Here is a 17,556-nt window from a genome sequence, read left to right on the forward strand (position 1 = left end):
AGCGTAGCTGGCAAGCGTTGGAGCGCAGGTTCGCTGTGGCTGCAGGTGTCTCGGCTGTTGTTGCTGTTGTTGCCACAGTCACAGTCACTGCCAATAGTCACTGTCACTGCCACAGTCACTTCTGTCACTATTCCTGCAGTTCTTCTGTTGTTGATCCGCAAGTGACTCTGATGCCGCTAATTTTAGTTACTCCGCGAGTTCCCAATTGCCAACTCATTACGCTACCGCCGCGCAAGTTACTTTTACTGTTCTAGTTGCGCCTGACTGCGCTTACCCGCACCCGCCGGGCGCCGTGATCTGTTCCGGCTAACGCTTGCCACAGCGCTTATTTCGGCCAAATGAGGGGAATTTCTTTTCTAACGCTTGCCAGCGAGCTTATTTACTCCAAATAGCCCCGTTTCGAGGGCGAAACGGGCAAATAAGCTCTCTCATCAGCGTTAGATTCTCATCGCCCCCGTTTTGGGCCCAATAGCGTTGCTGGTAAGCGTTAGCGCGCAGCTTCGCCTCTGCGCCTGACTGCGCTTACCTGCTCCTAACCCGCCGGGCGCCGTGATCTGTTCCGGCTAACGCTTACCACAGCGCTTATTTCGGCCAAATAAGGGGAATTTCTTTTCTAACGCTTGCCAGCGAGCTTATTTACTCCAAAGGGCCCCGTTTCGAGGGTGAAACGGGCAATTAAGCTCTCTCATCAGCGTTAGATTCTCATCGCCCCCGTTTTGGGCCCAATAGCGTTGCTGGCAAGCGTTAGCGCGCAGGTTCGCCTCAACGGTGTTCGCCGGAGCCCATCAACGCACACAAGTTCCCTCACCGAGTCAGCGGCCCCCTCACCGCGAGATCGACTCGCTTACATGGCAGCGGCTCGCTCAGGCTACAGGGCTTTCTCGCGCGCCGGACGGCGACTCCCCCTCCACTACTGCCGCCCACACAGCACTCGCCAACCAAGCCAAGCCCTGCCCGGCCAAAAGAAAAACGCGCCCCACTTACGCAAAGGCGCGTTCTTTCATTTATACATTTCCGCTCGTGCCGCATCCGCCGCCTGCTGCTTCGCATATACCCGTTTGGACAAGAGCACGCTCAGCTCATAAAGCAGAATCAGCGGGATCAGCACCAGGAAGGCAGAGAACAAATCCGCCGGCGTGATCATCACCGAGATGACCACAAGTGCGAAATACGCGACCCGGCGCATCTTCTTCAGCCGCATCGGCGTTAAGATTCGCAGCTGCGTCAGAAACAAAATAATCAACGGCAGCTCGAACAACAACGAAATCGGCAGCACGATATTGGTCAGAAATTTGAAATAGTCCGCCATTCCGTAGGTCTCGACGAGTCCCAGCTCTTTATTTAATGAACCGGTGAACGTCATCGCCAGCGGGAATACCACATAGTAACCAAAGGCCAGACCTGCCAGAAAAAAGACGAACACATACGGGATATACCTCGCGGTCGCTCGGCGTTCCTGGGGCTTCAAGCCGGGGCTGACAAACGCCCATACCTGGTACAACGTAAAGGGCAGCGTGATCCCAAAGGCAACCAACATCGCAATTTTCATATACACGCCAACGCCGTCCCAGAACGAAAACGCGTTCAATTCGATGGTCACGCCGGATAGGGCGTTTCTCGTCAAGAAGTGATAGATCGGATCAACGACGAAAAAAGCCGCCACCAGCACCACGACAAACACGATGCAAACCGCTACCAATCGTCGCCGCAATTCGGTTAAATGATCTACGAGACTTTGCGCTTTGTCTTTCTCCGACATCTCAGGTTCTCCTTTCCCCGCCGGGCTTCCCTTCCCATCTCAAGCAAAATCCCTCCGCTAAGGAAGGGATCAAGGTTACGTCTATGCAACTGATTGGCTGCTCCCGATTATTCGGGAAGACGGCGGTCGTCCGGTTTGGGACCCTCTACCTGTGGTTGCGGTGCGGGCTCCGCTCTTCTGGCTTCCGGCTGATCATCAACGATATCCCGGGTAGCCTCCTTGAATTCACGGAACGTGCGTCCAACCGCCCGCCCCAGATCAGGTAATTTATTTGGACCAAATAACAGCAACGCCGCGATCACAATCAACAAAAATCCGCCTGCGCCCATGGGAATTCTCCTTTCGTTACAGCATTGAAATCGACAAGGTCTTCCAATAAAAATCACTCGCCCACATCATACCATAACGAATATCACAGTTACAGTCTATTTCTTTAACAACTTCGCGAAGTAGTAGAAAAATAAGTCCCGTAATTGTGTAACGAACAGAACATCGAACTATAAACGGAATTGTCCCGTTACCATCAGCAGCGCTTCCGGCAGTTGATCCATGATCGCTGCCAAATTTTCATGCACTCCTTTAGGCGTTCCCGGCAAGTTCACAATCAGCGTCCGTCCGCGAATGCCCACGATTCCCCGGAACAACATCGCCGCAGGGTTCTTCTGCATTAATCGGTACCGCATGGCCTCTGCCATCCCGGGCACTTCACGTTCGATTACCCGGCGGGTGGCTTCCGGCGTCACGTCCCGAATCGCCAGCTCCGTCCCCCCTGTTGTCAGCACCAAATCAGCGTGAAAATAATCGGTCATTTCAATCAATGCGGCGATAATTTCATCCGGTTCATCGGGGACAATCCGGTATTCCACGATCTCGCCGCCCAATTCTTCCTCCACCAGCTCACGGATTACTTGGGCACTCGTATCTTCACGTTCTCCCCTTGCTCCTTTGTCGCTGGCGGTAAGGATCGCTGTTTTCCAAACCATGAAGTCACCCTCCTCATCCATATAGGAACTCCCTTTGAAGTCCAACGTAATGCCGGATCATGTCGATTCATGCTGATTTTCAACTGCAAACTTATCTTCTTTATCTATATCAAAATCTAACAGCCGCCGCAAATATTACGAACGCACATAATCTCCGCTCTTGCCGCCGGATTTCGAACGCAGCAGCGTCGGACCGATAACCATGTCCTTTTGCAGCGCTTTGCACATGTCATACACGGTCAGCGCCGCAGCCGACACCGCAGTGAGCGCCTCCATCTCCACGCCGGTCTTGCCTTCCGTCTTCACCGTGGCTTCAATATACAGCTCGTCCCGTCCGTTGTCGCCAAACGTAATGTTGACTCCGGTGAGCGCCAGCGGGTGACACATCGGAATCCAATCGGACGTCCGTTTGGCCCCTTGAATCCCAGCGACCTGGGCGACGGCGAGCACATCCCCTTTGCCAATCCGACCTTCCTTAATCGCCTCGAGGGTGGGTGGGAGCATGGTGATTTTCGTCTCTGCCACGGCAACGCGAACGGTTGCAGATTTCCCGGAAATATCCACCATCCGGGCGCGTCCTTGTTCATTAAAATGCGTCATGCCTTGCCCTGATTCCGAGTTTGCCAAGCTTATCACTACTTTCCTTCATATATATCGTTCCTTTTGCCGTAAACAGCAGATCCAGGCGGAAGTCATGTGATTCCATCGGGATCGCCTCCGGCAGGATCAGCTCTTCCAGGGCGAGGGCGCCGAGGACAACCTGGTTTAAGCCGCCGCTGCAGCGAGCCAATTCGTCGATCAGGCGATCGTAATACCCGCCGCCAAATCCGATGCGCCCTCCCTTCAGATCAAAAGCCAGCCCCGGAACCACAATCACATCGATCTCGGGATAGCGCTCGGGAGGCCAGATGACCGTATGCGAAGCCGGCTCCAGAATCCCCCAGGTACCTGGCACTAAGTCAGCCATTCCGGTCACCTCATGCAACGTTAGGCTGCGCTGCGCACCAATCTTCGGCACAAGCAACCGGTCTCCTTGGGCCTGGCAGCTGTCCATGAAGGCCAGCGTATTCGGCTCATCCCGGAAAGAAACGTAGCAGAATACGTTTAACTTCCCGCCGCGCTGCGCCCGCAAGGGGCTCAGTACCTCCAGCTCCGCCATTCGGCTGGCGGCCAAGGATTGTTCCGTACGGGAAGCTTCCGGGATTTCGGCGCGAACCGCCAACATCCGCTGGCGCAGCTCTTTTTTGGCATCCGCTGGCTCCATATGAAACCTCCCTTTCCGCTCCTGCCTTCCATTAGCCGGCCTTCGTTCAAGTGGCTTGGACGAACCCGGCTGATCTCTTCCTTAGTGTATCATTGTTATATCAAAATGAAAACTAATGCATCCGCTTTGCAAAAGCTGAACTTTCAAGCAATCAGCGATGCATTTCGCGTTGGTTTCATGTACACTGAAGGTACGTGTTTCACCAAATCTATCACATTTATCATGCACGGACTGCAAATCTTTTTTTGGAGGATCGAAACCGTTATGCTGCTTCAAGCTTCGAACATTACAAAATTATACGGCGTGACCCCCGTGCTGGAAGGCATAAACCTTCAGGTGCTTGAACGGGACCGGATCGGTCTTGTAGGCGTCAACGGTGCGGGCAAATCGACGTTTCTGCAAATTTTAGCCGGCGAGCTTTCTTATGATGGGGGACAAATTTTCAAAGCCAAAGAAACTACGATCGGATACCTAGCGCAAAACAGCGGATTGCAATCGGATCGCACCATCTGGGAAGAGATGCTGGCGGTGTTCGCCCCGCTCATCGAAACGGAACGTGAGCTGCGCCGAATGGAAGAACAGATTGCTGATCCGGAGCTGGCCCGGGATGAGAAAGCGCATCAGGAATTGCTTGACCGCTATGCGCTGAAATCCGACTGGTTCAAAGACCACGGCGGCTATGAAATGGAAACTCGCATCCGGATGGTACTGCACGGCATGGGATTTGGCGATTTTCCGCCGGACACGCCTATCGCAACATTAAGCGGCGGACAGAAGACCCGGCTCGCTCTTGCCCGAATCCTGCTTCAGGCCCCTGACCTGCTGATGTTGGACGAACCAACCAACCACCTCGATATCGCAACGTTAACCTGGCTTGAAGATTATTTGCGCAATTATTCCGGCGCCCTGCTAGTCGTCTCACATGACCGTTATTTCTTAGATCGGCTCGTCACAGCCATCGTAGAGATTGAACGCCATCAATCGCGCCGCTACACAGGCAACTACAGCTGGTATATCGAGTTGAAGGCGGCGGAGTACGAAAGCCAGCTGAAGCAATATGAGAAACAACAGGATGAAATCGCCCGGATGGAAGCATTTATTCAGAAGAACATCGTTCGAGCTTCCACAACGAAACGGGCGCAAAGCCGACGTAAAGCGTTAGAGAAGATGGAAGTTCTCGATCGTCCGCTCGGCGACCCAAAACGCGCAAGCTTCTCCTTCGAAGCCGAAGTGATGACGGGGAAAGAAGTACTGCACGTCAACGGCCTGTCCTACGCGTTTGCGAACAAGTCCAAACCGCTGTTCCAAGACGTCAACTTCGACCTGTACCGCGGCGAAACCGTTGCTTTGATCGGACCAAACGGGATCGGGAAATCTACCTTATTAAAAATTCTGACTGGTGAGCTGAAGCCAACCGATGGGACCATTACCTGGGGAGCTAAGGTCAAGATTGGCTATTACGACCAGGAGCAAACGCATCTGAACCCGGCCAACACCGTATTGGAGGAAGTGTGGAGCGCATTTCCACATATCGAAGAAGCCCGAATTCGCAGCGTACTGGGCAATTTCCTGTTCAGCGGTGACGACGTGCTTAAGAAAGTAGCAGCGTTAAGCGGCGGTGAGAAAGCTCGGGTGGCGCTGGCCAAGCTAATGCTGCTAAAAGCCAACGTCCTGATTCTGGACGAACCGACCAACCATTTAGACCTATTCAGCAAGGAAGTGCTGGAGTCCGCATTAATGGAATACGATGGAACGCTCCTGTTCATCTCCCATGACCGTTACTTCCTGAACAAGATGGCCGAGCGGATTGTCGAATTGCATCCGAACGGGGCAGAACATTTCCTGGGTAATTATGATGATTATTTGGCGAAAAAACAGGAGCTGGCTGAACTCGCCGCCGATCAGGCGATAAATGGAACTGCGAAGGTGTCCGTAAATTCCGCTCAGAAGCAGGCCGAGCCGGAGGCACCTGCCGCCAAGTCCGGTGCTGCTTCCTATGAAGCCGATAAGCAGGCCAAACGGGAGGAACGAAACCGCCAACGCCGCATCGAGCAGCTGGAGGCGTTGATCTCCAAGTTGGAGGATGAAATCGCCCAACTCGAAAGCGAACTGGCCCTTCCTGAGGTGTATCAGGACTATACCGCAGTTCAAGAGCGACAAGACGAGATTGACCGTCGGAAAGAGCAGCTTTCCTCCGCATATGAGGAATGGGAAGCGCTGGCCGAGGGGTAGGCTCACAAATTTTTAGCAAATGTTCATTTTTTCTCGTTCAAGTTATTCACAACTTTATCCCCATTATGCAGAATCGTTGATACTTCAAAACGGCCCGCTGGGCCGTTTTTTTGCAGGGATATCGTCGTTTTTTGTCGCATGCTAGTTTTATCCACTAAATTATTCACATTATCCACAATTTTCTGAAAACATAACTTATTGTTTTCTGAAACCAGATTCATCGACCGACACACCGCGCTTTCATTTAATTTTCACAAAGATAGCTAACAAGCTGTGGATAACCTTGTCCACAGCTTGACAAAACTTTCGTCTTAGGTCTATCTCCTCAACTTTCTCCAAGCTCATGCTTTGCTTCCCAACCATCCCAAGCTTCTGATGCTTCCCTCCCATTTTTCTTCCATTTCGCCATCATCTCCGCTTCGCGCCCTTTGAAACCATTCGAAATGCCTATTGCCCTGCCCATTTTAAAATCTTTATGATCTCTAATAGAGTTGCGGCCGAAAAAACACATACGCCGTCAAATATTCACCGAAAAGGAGAGAATGGAATGAAATTTGTCAAATGCGCTTCAATCGCCGCACTAGGCGTCAGCCTCATCTTTGTGGGAGGATGCCAAATGCTTGGCACATCTAAAGGCGCTTCTTCCACGACATCCCCTTTTACGGAATCCAAGCTGCCTGGCGGAGGGCTGGCCCTTCCGGAAAATGAACGGCTTCATCTGTCAACGAATAAGCAATGGATCGAAAGGGAAGGTCATCTGTCCGACCTGATTCGTCTGCAATGGACAGGAGACCGCGCCAAACCGGCTATCGCCTGGGCCGATGAGCAAGGCAAAGACAAAACCGCGATTATCTCGCATGATAAAGCGAACAATCCGGAACAACATGACCATAAGCATATTTCGATTGAAACCACGATGTCGCCGACTGGGGAATATAAAGATCAGCTGTTTACCCGCCTGGAGATTCCTTATGATACCGACGTTGCGGAGATTCGTACCCATTCGTCCAACTTCAACGTCATGGATGGGATTTTGCGGGTAGCCGGCGAAGGCAATCGGGACGTACAATTCGCCGTCACCGGCAAGGATAATGCCACGACTCCGCTTTGGAGCCTGCGCGCCAACAGCGCTGAGCTTAGCGGCAATAACGTTGGAGCAGATTTTAACCTGATCCGTTACTCGGACGAAGGAGAAGCGATCGACAGCGCGCTTACGGTCAAACGGGAGAACGGCCAAGTTGGCATCGGCACAGACGACCCACAAAGCGCCTTGGATATCCAAGGGGATCGCATCCGTATTCGCGAATCCCACACTCCGGCTTCCTCCAAGGCCCCGGGGAATCCTGGAGATATCGCTTGGGATGAGAACTATATATACATCTGCGTGGCCAAAGACACTTGGAAACGGACCGCTTTATCCACTTGGTAAAGCGAACACTTCAATCTAACTCTATCCGAATCTGCCGGGCCCCATACGTTGGGTTACCCGGCTTTATTCTGCTCTAAAAAGGCGCTTGCTTGAAACCATAGGAGGTTCCCGAGTAGAATAATAAAATAACTTTAAATTTTAGAGATAGGGGCCAAACCGCCATGACTCGTAAAACAGTCCAAAACGTCACCGAGCTGATCGGCGAGACTCCGGTCGTCAAATTAAACCGGCTCGTCTCACCGCACGAAGCAGACGTCTACGTCAAGCTGGAGTTTGCTAATCCGAGCGGAAGCGTCAAGGACCGGGCGGCTGCCCATATGCTGCGGACGGCTGAACAAGCAGGCCTGCTCGCCCCCGGCGCTACGATTATCGAGCCGACCAGCGGGAATACGGGGATTGGGCTGGCGATGAACGCCGCAGCCAAGGGGTACCGGATCATTCTGGTCATGCCGGACAACATGACGAAAGAACGGATTCGCCTGCTGGAGGCATACGGAGCTGAGGTCGTGCTCACGCCTGCAGCACAGCGGATGCCCGGGGCGATTGCCAAAGCCAAAGAGCTGCTCGCCCAGATCCCCGGCAGCTTTATGCCGCAGCAGTTCCAAAACCCGGCAAATCCGGACATCCACCGGCTGACGACCGGGCCGGAGATCGTGCAGCAAATGGAAGGCCGTCTCGACGGGTTTGTCGCCACGGCTGGCACAGGCGGCACGATTACCGGAACCGGGGAATATTTACGGAGTCAAATCCCGAACCTCCATATCACCGTCGTTGAGCCGCAAGGATCTCCAGTGCTGTCCGGCGGAGAACCGGGCCCGCACAAGCTGGTGGGAACCAGTCCCGGGTTTATCCCGCCTGTGCTGAATACCGCCATCTATGATGAGATCGTCCAAGTCAGCGATGAGGATGCCCTGGAAACGACGCGGCGCTTGGCCGCTCGCGAAGGGCTCTTAGTTGGACCGTCGTCCGGGGCATCGGTCTGGGCGGGGATCCAATTGGCCAGACGGTTAGGCCCAGGCAAACGCGTGTTATGCATCGCACCGGATACCGGAGAGAGATACTTGAGCATGGGGATTTTTGACGAGCCGACAGGTGCCGAAGGTTAAACGAAAGAAGAATCTACTATCCTACTCATGGAAAAGAGGACTGATACCATGCCCCAAATGATCGGAGGCATCTCCCATATCGATAAGGACGAGTTGCACGCCTTGCTTCAGGATCCCGCCAACGAGACCATCGTAATCGACGTGCGTGAACCATTCGAGTATGAAGCCGGCCATATTCCCGGGATTCCCCTGATCCCAATGGGGGAAATTCCGGAGCGGATGGATGAGCTCGATCCGAAGCAGGAATATGTGTTTGTGTGCCGCAGCGGTTCACGCAGCTATGAGGTTGCCCGTTTCTTGCAGGCGCAGGGCTTTGAACGGGTTCACAATTTCCTAGGCGGGATGCTGGGTTGGGACCTTGAGGTCGAGTACGAATTCGACGAGAATTCATCACATTAATCATCGCCATACCCAGCAGAATATGATCCGCAACCAAAATTATAGGGACCGTCCCGAAGAGCGCTTCTAAGCTCTTCAGGAAGGTCCCCTTTTTTTAAAAATCAATGGACGAGCACGGCTCGGGGGGACCGGATGAATTCCATGTACTTTGCGGCCGTTTCGGTCAACTCCGCCGCACTGGCATGCTTGACACCATAAGCCACAAATGCCGGAAGCAGGATCCCGTTGCATCGGGTTAACGTCTTTTCGATCGGTCGCAAGAACTCGCTGATCGTATACGAGTTATCGCCGCCTGACCTGTAGCTGGCTTCCGTTCCGCCAGTCGTAATGGCGAGCATAAACTCTTTGCCAAGCAGGTTCTCTCCCCCAGGGCCATAAGCCCAGCCGAAAGTCAGGACATCGTCAAACCATTTCTTCAGCAGCGGCGGGCAGCTATACCAATAAAACGGGAACTGGAACACAATTCGGGCGTATTGGAGCAGCATCCGTTGTTCCTTTTCTACGTCAATGTGCCAAGCCGGGTATTCCCGATAGAGATCCCGAATATGAAAATCCCCCTGTTTGCGAAGTTCCTGAATCAGCGCCAGATTGGCTCTAGACTGATGTAAATGAGGGTGTGCCGCAATCACCAAAATGTTCATCGTATCATCCTTTGCTTGGGTTTTGCAGCATCGCGATTCTGCACCCTCTATTATCAGCAAGGAAGTGAAGCTTGCAAAGTACGCTCTTTTTTCATACAAAGTACCCTAAACCTACTATTAACTCCCAAAGGACAATCTATCCATAGTACGATTTACCGTACCAAGTACCCAAAATGTTCGTACTGTTCGATTTCCCGATACTCTGATAAAGTGACATTACGCAAAGGATGAAACATAATGTGGAGGCGGAGCACATGCATGATGAAATTCGAGAACCCAATCATCGTACCCAAGGGATTTTAGCAACGCTGCACGCCATCGGGGGAAAGTGGAAGCCTTTGATCCTGTTTATTTTGCTGCATGACGGAACCAAGCGGTTTGGGGAAATGCGCCGACTGCTCCCGGAGATTACGCAAGGAATGCTCACCCGCCAGCTGCGGGAGTTGGAGCAGGAAGGGCTTGTGGTGCGCCGAGTCTACCAGGAAATCCCGCCAAAGGTCGAATATTCGTTATCCGATCATGGACGGACACTAAGCTCAGTTCTGAACGATATGTGTGCATGGGGGTACAGTCATATCGAATACACGAAACAATTTGAAGCGGAATAACCCGCTACCCGCTATTTATGAAATCCGATGGCGCTCCAGCCATCCTACTGCATAATCCACCAGCTCCCGTTGAGGCATCAGGAGCGCAGTGGCCCCGGCAACTTGTCCCTGCTTCACCAACCCGGTGTCCCGCGCAAAGTCGGCGCCCAACCGCTCAAAATCATCCGAATTGTACTCCAGCTCGGTAAACTCTACCCAGCGTCTTTCCCCATGAACCCGCATCGGGGCCTTAGCCGTGTAGATCTGTTTGCCTGGATAGTTCGCCCGACATTCCGCCAAATGGATCGACGTATTGTTTTCGTGCCCCACACCAAGCAGCAAAACTTCTCCACCCAGCTCGTAAATTCGCGCCAGCGGCGAGCGCTCACCGAGCCCATACTCCAAACCGTGATCGGCGGTGATCTTCAGCGCCTCGCGGCCTCTTGCCGCAAACGACACCTGCGGATGACCGCTGCGTATTGTACCTTGCTGCCGACGAAAGGTGTCCGGAATGACGCCCATGTACCACAGCGGAGTCAGATCGGGATCGTATGCCGGCATCTGCTCACGGATCGTATCCCACCATGCCTGAGGTACCGGCGGATTCTGCCAGCGGGACGGATCGCCAAGGTCGTTGGAATGGGTAGGCATCACCAAGGTGCCTTGCTCCCCAAGCGCTGCCTCCAAAGCGAGCACAACCGCCGTCGGACCACCGCACACCCATTTTCCTAACGATTTAAACGAGGAATGAACAAGCAACGTGGTGCCTTCCTTTACGCCCAGCGCCTTCAAATCCGCCCGCAGCGTCTCCACTGTGTACAATTCCCCTTGAATTTCCTCCACCATGTTTTATCTCTCCTATATACTTTATTCCGCAAAAGACGACGGCAAGCCGTCCAAGCTGACCGCGTTCTTCTGGCGGCGGTAATCCGCTAGCCCGGTGTCGCCTTTGTTATCTGCCCATTTGATTAAGGTTTCGCGATCCCCTTCATAGCTGAACAGCGGAACGCCAAAGCCGCAGGAGGTTTGAACGCCGTAGACGGACACCAGAATGATTTGACGTGCTCCATTCAATTTAGGAAAAAGTCCCTCAAGTCGATCCCAATCCTCCGATCCCGGCAGAATCACCCGGCCTTTGCCATATAAACGCAAAATCAACGGTTGGCCTTCGAAGGCGGCAAACATGATCGTTATCCGGCCATTCTCCATCAGATGGGCTGCCGTCTCGTTCCCGCTGCCTGTCAAATCCAGATAAGCAACCTCGTTAGGCGAAAGAATCCGCAACGCATCATACCCTTTGGGCGACAGGTTCACATGCCCCTCGGCACTTAGGGGGGCGGAGCCCACAAAAAAGAGATGCTGCCGGTGAATAAAAGCTTCATGTTCCGGCAGCAACGAATCAAACATTTTCCCCATTCCAATCCCTCCACAACGGCTCTAATGTTTGCCAACTATAACGAGTTTACTTCCGGCTCGACCTCATTGCATTCAGCTGCTGAAGCTCGGTTGAGGCGGCAAACCGTTGGTACTCCAGCGATTCCATGCCATAGATCGCAATCTTCCCTTGCTCATCGTAATGAACACCCCAGCCATATTTCTTAGGGAGCATCGAAGCCCGCAGGCAGGGGTGAGACTTGCTGAACAGCTCCTCCCATATCTCTTGTCGGCGTTCCTGCACGAGCGTCTCCGGAATTTGCTTGTGACGGATATAGACCTCGAACAGCAGTTCCTCATGATTGTACCGGTACGGAGCTTGGGAGAGCAGCTCATATTGAATCAGATGGGCTGGTTTTGCAGCTCTTGTCGACACTGGGACAATCCCGCGGTCGACGGGACAATCGGCTGATACGCGAATAAAGGCATTTTTGTAGCTCAAAGCTCCCAGCCTCCTTCGGTTTTTCCTTATTATACCTGAAGGATGAAATTTAAAGAATATGCCCTCTACTCCGCCCTATTGTACTCGATTTTTCGCATAAAAAACGGTGCCGAAGCGCAAAAAACCAAAATGTACTCGATTTTTCATACAGATTTTCTGCTTTTGGCTCCTTGGGGGTCAAATCTACATGAAATTTCATATATCTTCCGCCAAAATCACCGAAAACGTCAAAATGTGCTCGATTTTTCGCATAAAAAATCCGGCGGTCCTTTCACCGCCGGAACAAAACTCCGTTGCTTACGCCGGGTTAGGTTGTTGGCCAGCCTTGTTCTTAGCCAGCTTCAAGTAACCCATCACGTTCAGAATCTCACTGTTCTCTTCAAACCGCAGACGCATCGGGCCAGCCGCTTCGATCAGGTACGATTTCAACGCTGCTGCGCCGCCGCCCAGGACGTAGAAGCACTCGATATCCGGGTATTTCTTCCACCGCTTGCGGATCAGATCCACCAACTTCTGCGCCGCCCGGCTGAAATACATATCCATGATCGGACGAATATCCGCTTGTCCTTCCCCTACTCTTTGGATGATGAACTCACGGTTGCGAATGCGCCCGATCAGCTTCGTACGGCTCGGGAAGCGATAACCGAACTGGTCCTCCACATCACGAATAATCGAATCCAGATAGGTAGCGAGGCCAAACTGTTCGCCAGTACTGAACTGATTATCGATATTCATCCGCTTCACCACCGGGAAGTCCGTGGTCAAAGCGCCGATTTCACAAATCCCGATGCAGCCGTTTTGCAGCTCTTCATTCCGCATTTGAAGCGTTTCGTTGGTAGCCAAATGGAACAAGGCGGCCGCACCTTCGACCGAAACGATCGTACGACGGATGTTAATACGTACCGTGCGCCCCCGCAGCTCCGGCGTGGACAAGAACGTCACTTCATGCTCCCCGGTTAACCGCTCTTCGAACGCTTGATGGAAGGCTACATACGTGCGGACCGGCAATCCCGTGCCCAGGATGTATTCCACCTCTTCAATTCCGGCGCCCGTAGTCGGATAGGTCTGTCCGGCAAGGGCCGCATAGGCTAACGCCGTCAGCGCTACAACCAGAGACTGGTCGCTGGTCGCCTTGTTGTCCGTTTCCTCCAGCTCCGAGTTGTCCTGGTCCTCCATCGCCAACAGGCCTACAAAATACCGCTGGTTGTTTCTCTTTAATTTAGGGCTATAGACGCGAACATCCAGCGCTTTCAGCGGAGAGTCCTCTTCTTGCAGCACATGTCTATCATATCCGGGAGAAACGATACTCGGAATAATGATCGGTCGTTGCGAACCGTCAACTACTACCTTAACGCTGTCATTGCCAACGTCGATTCCGGCAATTCTGATCATAATTACCTCCTCACCTATAGGAAACAAGTCATTTCCAATCATTTCTCATTTCGCTTCCCTTCGACAAAATCCTGCTTCCCCCGTGAAAATAGTTACAAATTTTTTTAAAATGAAAAAGGGATTTGCCACAATTTGCCGAAATAGTTGTATTGGCTTTAATTAGGTATGATCTTGGTCCTACATCATAACAGACTCAACTCAAGAAGATCAGGAGGAAGAAATGAAGTTTCGATTCAAAAAAAACGTGAACCGGCGTTACACGCTGCTCGTTGTACCGGAAGGTACCAGCCCCGTGTTCCGTTTCAAATTTCGCTTGTTCTACTTACTGGCCATTCTGGCCGCCACAGCGGTGCTGCTCACATCAGTATTGGTTCTCTATGCGATGAACCGCACCCATACGAACCGGATTGGGACGCTGGAAGCCCAGTTGTCAGATTCGTCGAACCAGTTCAGGAACACCGTCGTGAACAAAGAGCAGGAGATTGATCGGCTGTTAAACGAATTGATGGAGCTGTCGGAAAAATCGAAAACGATCGAGTCGAAGATGAGCGAGCTGGAGCAATTGGAGGCCGAGCTTCAATCGCTCACGAACGGCGGCACCGGCAAAAAGAAGGACAAAACCGCAGCCGCCGCCAACGCTCCAGCGAAGACCTCTCTCACTGCCGAAGGCGGAGTTGGCGGAGAATCAATTCCGCTGACTGATCAGGATATCGCGAATCTCGTTCAGGAGACGAAGGATAGCATTACGACCTCCTTAAAGGAGATGCCCGGCTTACAGCAGCGGCTGGAGCAGACTAAGGTAGCCGTCGAGGAATACAAGGCGCTGATGGCGATCTTACCAACCTATTGGCCTACGGTGTCCACTCGAATTACCTCCGAATATGGGGAACGGGAAGATCCGTTTACCGGGAGGTTAACGAAGCATGCCGGTATGGACATCGGGGGAAGCATCGGCGATCCCGTTTACGCCGCAGCCAACGGCAAGGTTATTGAAACTGGACGCACCAGCGCTCGCGGCAACTATATCACGATTTCCCATCCCTCGGGATTAAAAACAAACTATATGCATTTAAGCAAGATTTTGACCAAAGTGGGCGACACCGTCAAACAAGGCGATATCATTGCGGAGCTGGGCTCCACTGGCCGCAGCACTGGCCCCCATTTGCACATTGAGGTCGTTAAGAACGGCAGTACGGTCGATCCGGCCGATTACCTTAGAAAACCCGGAGAGGAAGATTAATTCATGAAATTAAGGAATAATGCCAAATCCGTGAAGCTGGACCCAAACACGACAGATACGCTGATTGGGGAAGGCAGCATTTTTGAAGGGAAAATCCGCTCGGATGCCGGCGTGCGCATCGAAGGACAAATCACCGGTGACATCGAGTGCGAAGGAGATGTGACGGTTGGGGAGAAGGGCGTGGTCCATTCCAATATTTTGGCCCGCAATATCATCATCGCCGGTACCGTCAACGGCAACGTTCATGCGAAGAACAAACTGTCCATCACGTCGAAAGGCAAGCTGTTCGGGAACATGGTCGCCTCTTCCCTCTCCATTGAAGAAGGCAGCGTGTTTGAAGGAACCAGCAAAATGGGCGGAGCGGACAAGGTCGACAACGCCGCATTGAAGGAAACTGCGGCAACAACGGCGACGGCGAATCCCGAAACAACCCCTTCTGCCAAAAATAACACCAAACAGGAAAACGACAACGTTTATAAAACCTGGTGATCCCGGGAATCAAATAAGAAAAAGGCTGGACAAACTGTCCGGCCTTTTGTTTTGCGATGGCTCGGTTGAACCTACCCCTGGCTGACAGACCAGCCCTCCAGCGAAAGGGAAGGCTCCGCTTTCAGCTCCAGATCGGAAAATTCACCGCTGCGCCATTTCAAATAGGCGGCAGCGCCAATCATCGCGGCGTTGTCGGTACAATACTTCAGCGAGGGGATCAACAAAGCGATGCCTTCGCGCTCACAGCGCTCGGTCAGTGCCGCACGCAGCCCGCGATTCGCAGCGACGCCCCCACAGAGCAGCAGTTGGCGGGAGCCGGTTGCCTTGACCGCGCGGATCGCTTTTTCCACCAGCACTTCGATGACCGACTCTTGGAATCCGCGAGCAATCGCTGCTTGGTAGCCGTCCTCCCCGCGCATTTTGTGCTGATTCACTGCGTTCAGTACGGCCGATTTGAGTCCGCTTAAGCTGAAATCGTAAGAATCCGGCTCCAGCCACGCCCGCGGCAGCTCTTCGGCTTCCTCCGCCTCCGCAGCCAGCTTGTCCACGAAGGGACCGCCGGGATACGGGAAGCCCAGCGCCCGAGCCACCTTGTCGTAAGCTTCACCGACGGCATCATCGCGCGTCCGTCCAAGCAGACGGAAGCTTCCTTCCCGCTCCATCAGCACCAGCTCGGTATGACCGCCCGAAACCACCAGCGCCATGGACGGATACACCATCTCCGCCTCCAAGCGGTTAGCGTAGATGTGACCGGCAATATGATGAACGCCAATCAGGGGCTTATCTAAGGCGAACGCGAGGCTCTTCGCTGCCATGATGCCAACGAGCAGAGCGCCGACCAAACCCGGCCCTTCCGTCACGGCGATCGCCGACAACGATTCCGGCGCAATCCCCGCCTCCTGTACGGCTTCTTCCAGCATCCGCGTAATGCTCTCGACATGCTTGCGCGAAGCGACCTCCGGCACCACGCCGCCAAACGCCCGGTGCGTTTCAATCTGACTGGCGATCAGGTTGCTCAGCACCTCCGTTCCGTTCTTCACCACGGCGGCTGAGGTTTCGTCACAGCTCGTCTCCACCGCCAAAATATACACATCTTGCTCTTGCTTCACCACAAACCTTCGCTTCCTTCCCCGGTTTCCGACTGCGACCTTGGCAGCTCGCACCACATTATGATTGCATCTTCATGATTATCGGAATAATACCCTTTCCGCACGCCTGCCGGGGTAAAGCCCATTTTCTGATAAAGCGAGCGGGCAACAACATTGGATACCCGCACCTCCAGCGTCATCCGGACCATCCCCAGCTCTATGGCCCAGTCCATCATCCGACGCAGCAGCTTCTCCCCGAGATGATGACCGCGATAAGCGGTACGAACAGCAATGTTCGTGACATGGGCCTCATCGAGGATCGTCCACATCCCGGCATATCCAATCGGTTCGCCGCGATATTCCATGATTTGATACCGTGCAAAATGGTTATGCGTTAACTCGTTACGAAACGCTTCCTCACTCCACGGAAGCGTAAACGATTCATGTTCGATCACCATGACGTCCGGCAAATCCGCGAGGGTCATGGTGCGGAATACGATATCTTGTTCCAGATCTTGTTCCAGCTTCGCCGCCCCCTCGCCTTAAGCGTTCCGCAGCCGTTTGGCTTCGGCTTCGGCCAGCTGCGTATAGTTCGGCTCCAGCGCATGGACGTCGTCCGCCGGCAGCGCGGTGCGCGCCGTGCCGGCAATGCCAACCCATGCGCCTCCCAGCTCGTAAGGCACGAGCTGGACGAGCTCGCCGAAGGCGGCGATCAGCGGCGCGATCGCCGCCTCATGCTTCTCGGTCTCGCCCACGAACCAGAGGCGGGCCGGCCGTTCCTCTGCGGGCAGCTGCTCCAGCTGCCGCTTCAGCTCGTCGGCCCACCCGTCCATCAGCCGGATCGCGTCGGGTTCGAGACGCTCCGGCAGGCCGCCCGGCGCTGGTGCAGCGAACAGCGCCGAATAGGCCTGGCCGCGCCGCGCATCGATCAGCGGCGCGATCCAGTGGCCGCCGGCGGCAGCGCGGCGGCCTTCTTCCGCCGGCCGGGCCGAGCCGGCCGGCGCGCTTCGCCGCGCGGCGAGCTCGCCTAGCGCGGCGGCGTCTTGCCCGCTGGCGCTGGCCCAACCGCCC

At 53.8% G+C, this 17,556-nt stretch carries 19 protein-coding genes and 1 pseudogene; 7 read left to right on the forward strand and 13 right to left on the reverse strand.

Annotated features, from left to right (window positions below):
• Positions 1-1,000: 1,000 nt before the first annotated feature.
• From tatC to RW092_RS05525, 5 genes are all read right to left on the reverse strand, one after another.
• Positions 1,001-1,759 (reverse strand): twin-arginine translocase subunit TatC, encoded by a 759-nt coding sequence (gene tatC / locus RW092_RS05505; RefSeq protein WP_016313172.1) that lies wholly within the window; start codon positions 1,757-1,759, stop codon positions 1,001-1,003.
• Between the two features lie 107 nt (positions 1,760-1,866).
• A complete protein-coding gene (locus RW092_RS05510) occupies positions 1,867-2,088 on the reverse strand; it encodes a twin-arginine translocase TatA/TatE family subunit (protein WP_016313173.1) in 222 nt (73 codons plus the stop codon).
• 168 nt (positions 2,089-2,256) lie between these two features.
• Positions 2,257-2,742 (reverse strand): MogA/MoaB family molybdenum cofactor biosynthesis protein, encoded by a 486-nt coding sequence (locus RW092_RS05515; protein WP_009226288.1) that lies wholly within the window; start codon positions 2,740-2,742, stop codon positions 2,257-2,259.
• A 135-nt stretch (positions 2,743-2,877) separates the two neighbouring features.
• Positions 2,878-3,342, reverse strand: coding sequence for a cyclic pyranopterin monophosphate synthase MoaC (gene moaC, locus RW092_RS05520; protein ID WP_036625173.1), 465 nt, complete (start codon positions 3,340-3,342; stop codon positions 2,878-2,880).
• Complete coding sequence (locus RW092_RS05525; RefSeq protein WP_316009730.1) at positions 3,329-4,006, reverse strand: 5-formyltetrahydrofolate cyclo-ligase; 678 nt, start codon at positions 4,004-4,006, stop codon at positions 3,329-3,331. The genes moaC and RW092_RS05525 overlap by 14 nt, the downstream gene beginning before the upstream one ends.
• A gap of 264 nt (positions 4,007-4,270) precedes the next feature.
• Here RW092_RS05525 and RW092_RS05530 point away from each other — a divergent pair, with 264 nt between their 5' ends.
• The 4 genes from RW092_RS05530 to RW092_RS05545 all read left to right on the forward strand — a co-directional run bounded on the left by RW092_RS05530 (position 4,271) and on the right by RW092_RS05545 (position 9,172).
• Positions 4,271-6,238, forward strand: coding sequence for an ABC-F family ATP-binding cassette domain-containing protein (locus RW092_RS05530; protein WP_316009731.1), 1,968 nt, complete (start codon positions 4,271-4,273; stop codon positions 6,236-6,238).
• Between the two features lie 547 nt (positions 6,239-6,785).
• A complete protein-coding gene (locus RW092_RS05535; protein ID WP_316009732.1) occupies positions 6,786-7,667 on the forward strand; it encodes a hypothetical protein in 882 nt (293 codons plus the stop codon).
• Positions 7,668-7,828: 161 nt separating this feature from the next.
• Positions 7,829-8,773: a cysteine synthase A gene (gene cysK, locus RW092_RS05540; protein WP_016313178.1), complete on the forward strand. Its 945-nt coding sequence runs from the start codon at positions 7,829-7,831 to the stop codon at positions 8,771-8,773.
• A gap of 48 nt (positions 8,774-8,821) precedes the next feature.
• Positions 8,822-9,172: a rhodanese-like domain-containing protein gene (locus RW092_RS05545; RefSeq protein ID WP_016313179.1), complete on the forward strand. Its 351-nt coding sequence runs from the start codon at positions 8,822-8,824 to the stop codon at positions 9,170-9,172.
• Positions 9,173-9,273: 101 nt separating this feature from the next.
• Here RW092_RS05545 and RW092_RS05550 read toward each other — a convergent pair whose 3' ends face one another.
• Positions 9,274-9,813 carry an NAD(P)H-dependent oxidoreductase gene (locus RW092_RS05550; protein WP_316009733.1) on the reverse strand — a complete coding sequence of 180 codons (540 nt, stop codon included), beginning with the start codon at positions 9,811-9,813 and terminating at the stop codon, positions 9,274-9,276.
• 227 nt (positions 9,814-10,040) lie between these two features.
• On the opposite strand from RW092_RS05550, the gene RW092_RS05555 reads away from it, so the two are divergent.
• Entirely contained in the window at positions 10,041-10,421 is a 381-nt protein-coding gene (locus RW092_RS05555) for a winged helix-turn-helix transcriptional regulator (protein WP_316009734.1), read from the forward strand.
• 15 nt (positions 10,422-10,436) lie between these two features.
• Here the strand turns inward: RW092_RS05555 and RW092_RS05560 are convergent, their stop codons facing one another.
• The 4 genes from RW092_RS05560 to RW092_RS05575 form a co-directional block, all read right to left on the reverse strand.
• A complete protein-coding gene (locus tag RW092_RS05560) occupies positions 10,437-11,246 on the reverse strand; it encodes an AAC(3) family N-acetyltransferase (protein WP_016313182.1) in 810 nt (269 codons plus the stop codon).
• A 21-nt stretch (positions 11,247-11,267) separates the two neighbouring features.
• Positions 11,268-11,816 carry a pyridoxamine 5'-phosphate oxidase family protein gene (locus RW092_RS05565; protein WP_028540181.1) on the reverse strand — a complete coding sequence of 183 codons (549 nt, stop codon included), beginning with the start codon at positions 11,814-11,816 and terminating at the stop codon, positions 11,268-11,270.
• 46 nt (positions 11,817-11,862) lie between these two features.
• Complete coding sequence (locus RW092_RS05570; protein WP_028540182.1) at positions 11,863-12,276, reverse strand: DUF6157 family protein; 414 nt, start codon at positions 12,274-12,276, stop codon at positions 11,863-11,865.
• A 297-nt stretch (positions 12,277-12,573) separates the two neighbouring features.
• Entirely contained in the window at positions 12,574-13,668 is a 1,095-nt protein-coding gene (locus RW092_RS05575) for a ParM/StbA family protein (protein WP_316009735.1), read from the reverse strand.
• Between the two features lie 220 nt (positions 13,669-13,888).
• Between RW092_RS05575 and RW092_RS05580 the strand changes: the two genes are divergently transcribed.
• Both RW092_RS05580 and RW092_RS05585 read left to right on the forward strand, forming a co-directional pair.
• On the forward strand, positions 13,889-14,908 hold the full coding sequence (locus tag RW092_RS05580) for a M23 family metallopeptidase (protein ID WP_176221895.1): 1,020 nt from the start codon (positions 13,889-13,891) through the stop codon (positions 14,906-14,908).
• A gap of 3 nt (positions 14,909-14,911) precedes the next feature.
• The gene (locus RW092_RS05585; protein ID WP_085278422.1) at positions 14,912-15,397 is read left to right on the forward strand and encodes a bactofilin family protein; all 486 of its coding nucleotides are present in this window, start codon (positions 14,912-14,914) and stop codon (positions 15,395-15,397) included.
• Between the two features lie 71 nt (positions 15,398-15,468).
• Here the strand turns inward: RW092_RS05585 and tsaD are convergent, their stop codons facing one another.
• The 3 genes and pseudogenes from tsaD to RW092_RS05600 form a co-directional block, all read right to left on the reverse strand.
• Positions 15,469-16,509 (reverse strand): tRNA (adenosine(37)-N6)-threonylcarbamoyltransferase complex transferase subunit TsaD, encoded by a 1,041-nt coding sequence (gene tsaD / locus RW092_RS05590; protein ID WP_316009736.1) that lies wholly within the window; start codon positions 16,507-16,509, stop codon positions 15,469-15,471.
• Positions 16,503-17,009 carry a ribosomal protein S18-alanine N-acetyltransferase gene (rimI, locus tag RW092_RS05595; protein ID WP_326250377.1) on the reverse strand — a complete coding sequence of 169 codons (507 nt, stop codon included), beginning with the start codon at positions 17,007-17,009 and terminating at the stop codon, positions 16,503-16,505. The genes tsaD and rimI overlap by 7 nt, the downstream gene beginning before the upstream one ends.
• A gap of 18 nt (positions 17,010-17,027) precedes the next feature.
• Positions 17,028-17,556 (reverse strand): annotated as a pseudogene (locus RW092_RS05600) (tRNA (adenosine(37)-N6)-threonylcarbamoyltransferase complex dimerization subunit type 1 TsaB); the annotation flags it as partial.

The sequence above is a fragment of the Paenibacillus sp. 3LSP genome (genome assembly GCF_032465655.1).
GTDB classification, from domain to species: Bacteria; Bacillota; Bacilli; order Paenibacillales; family Paenibacillaceae; genus Fontibacillus; species Fontibacillus barengoltzii.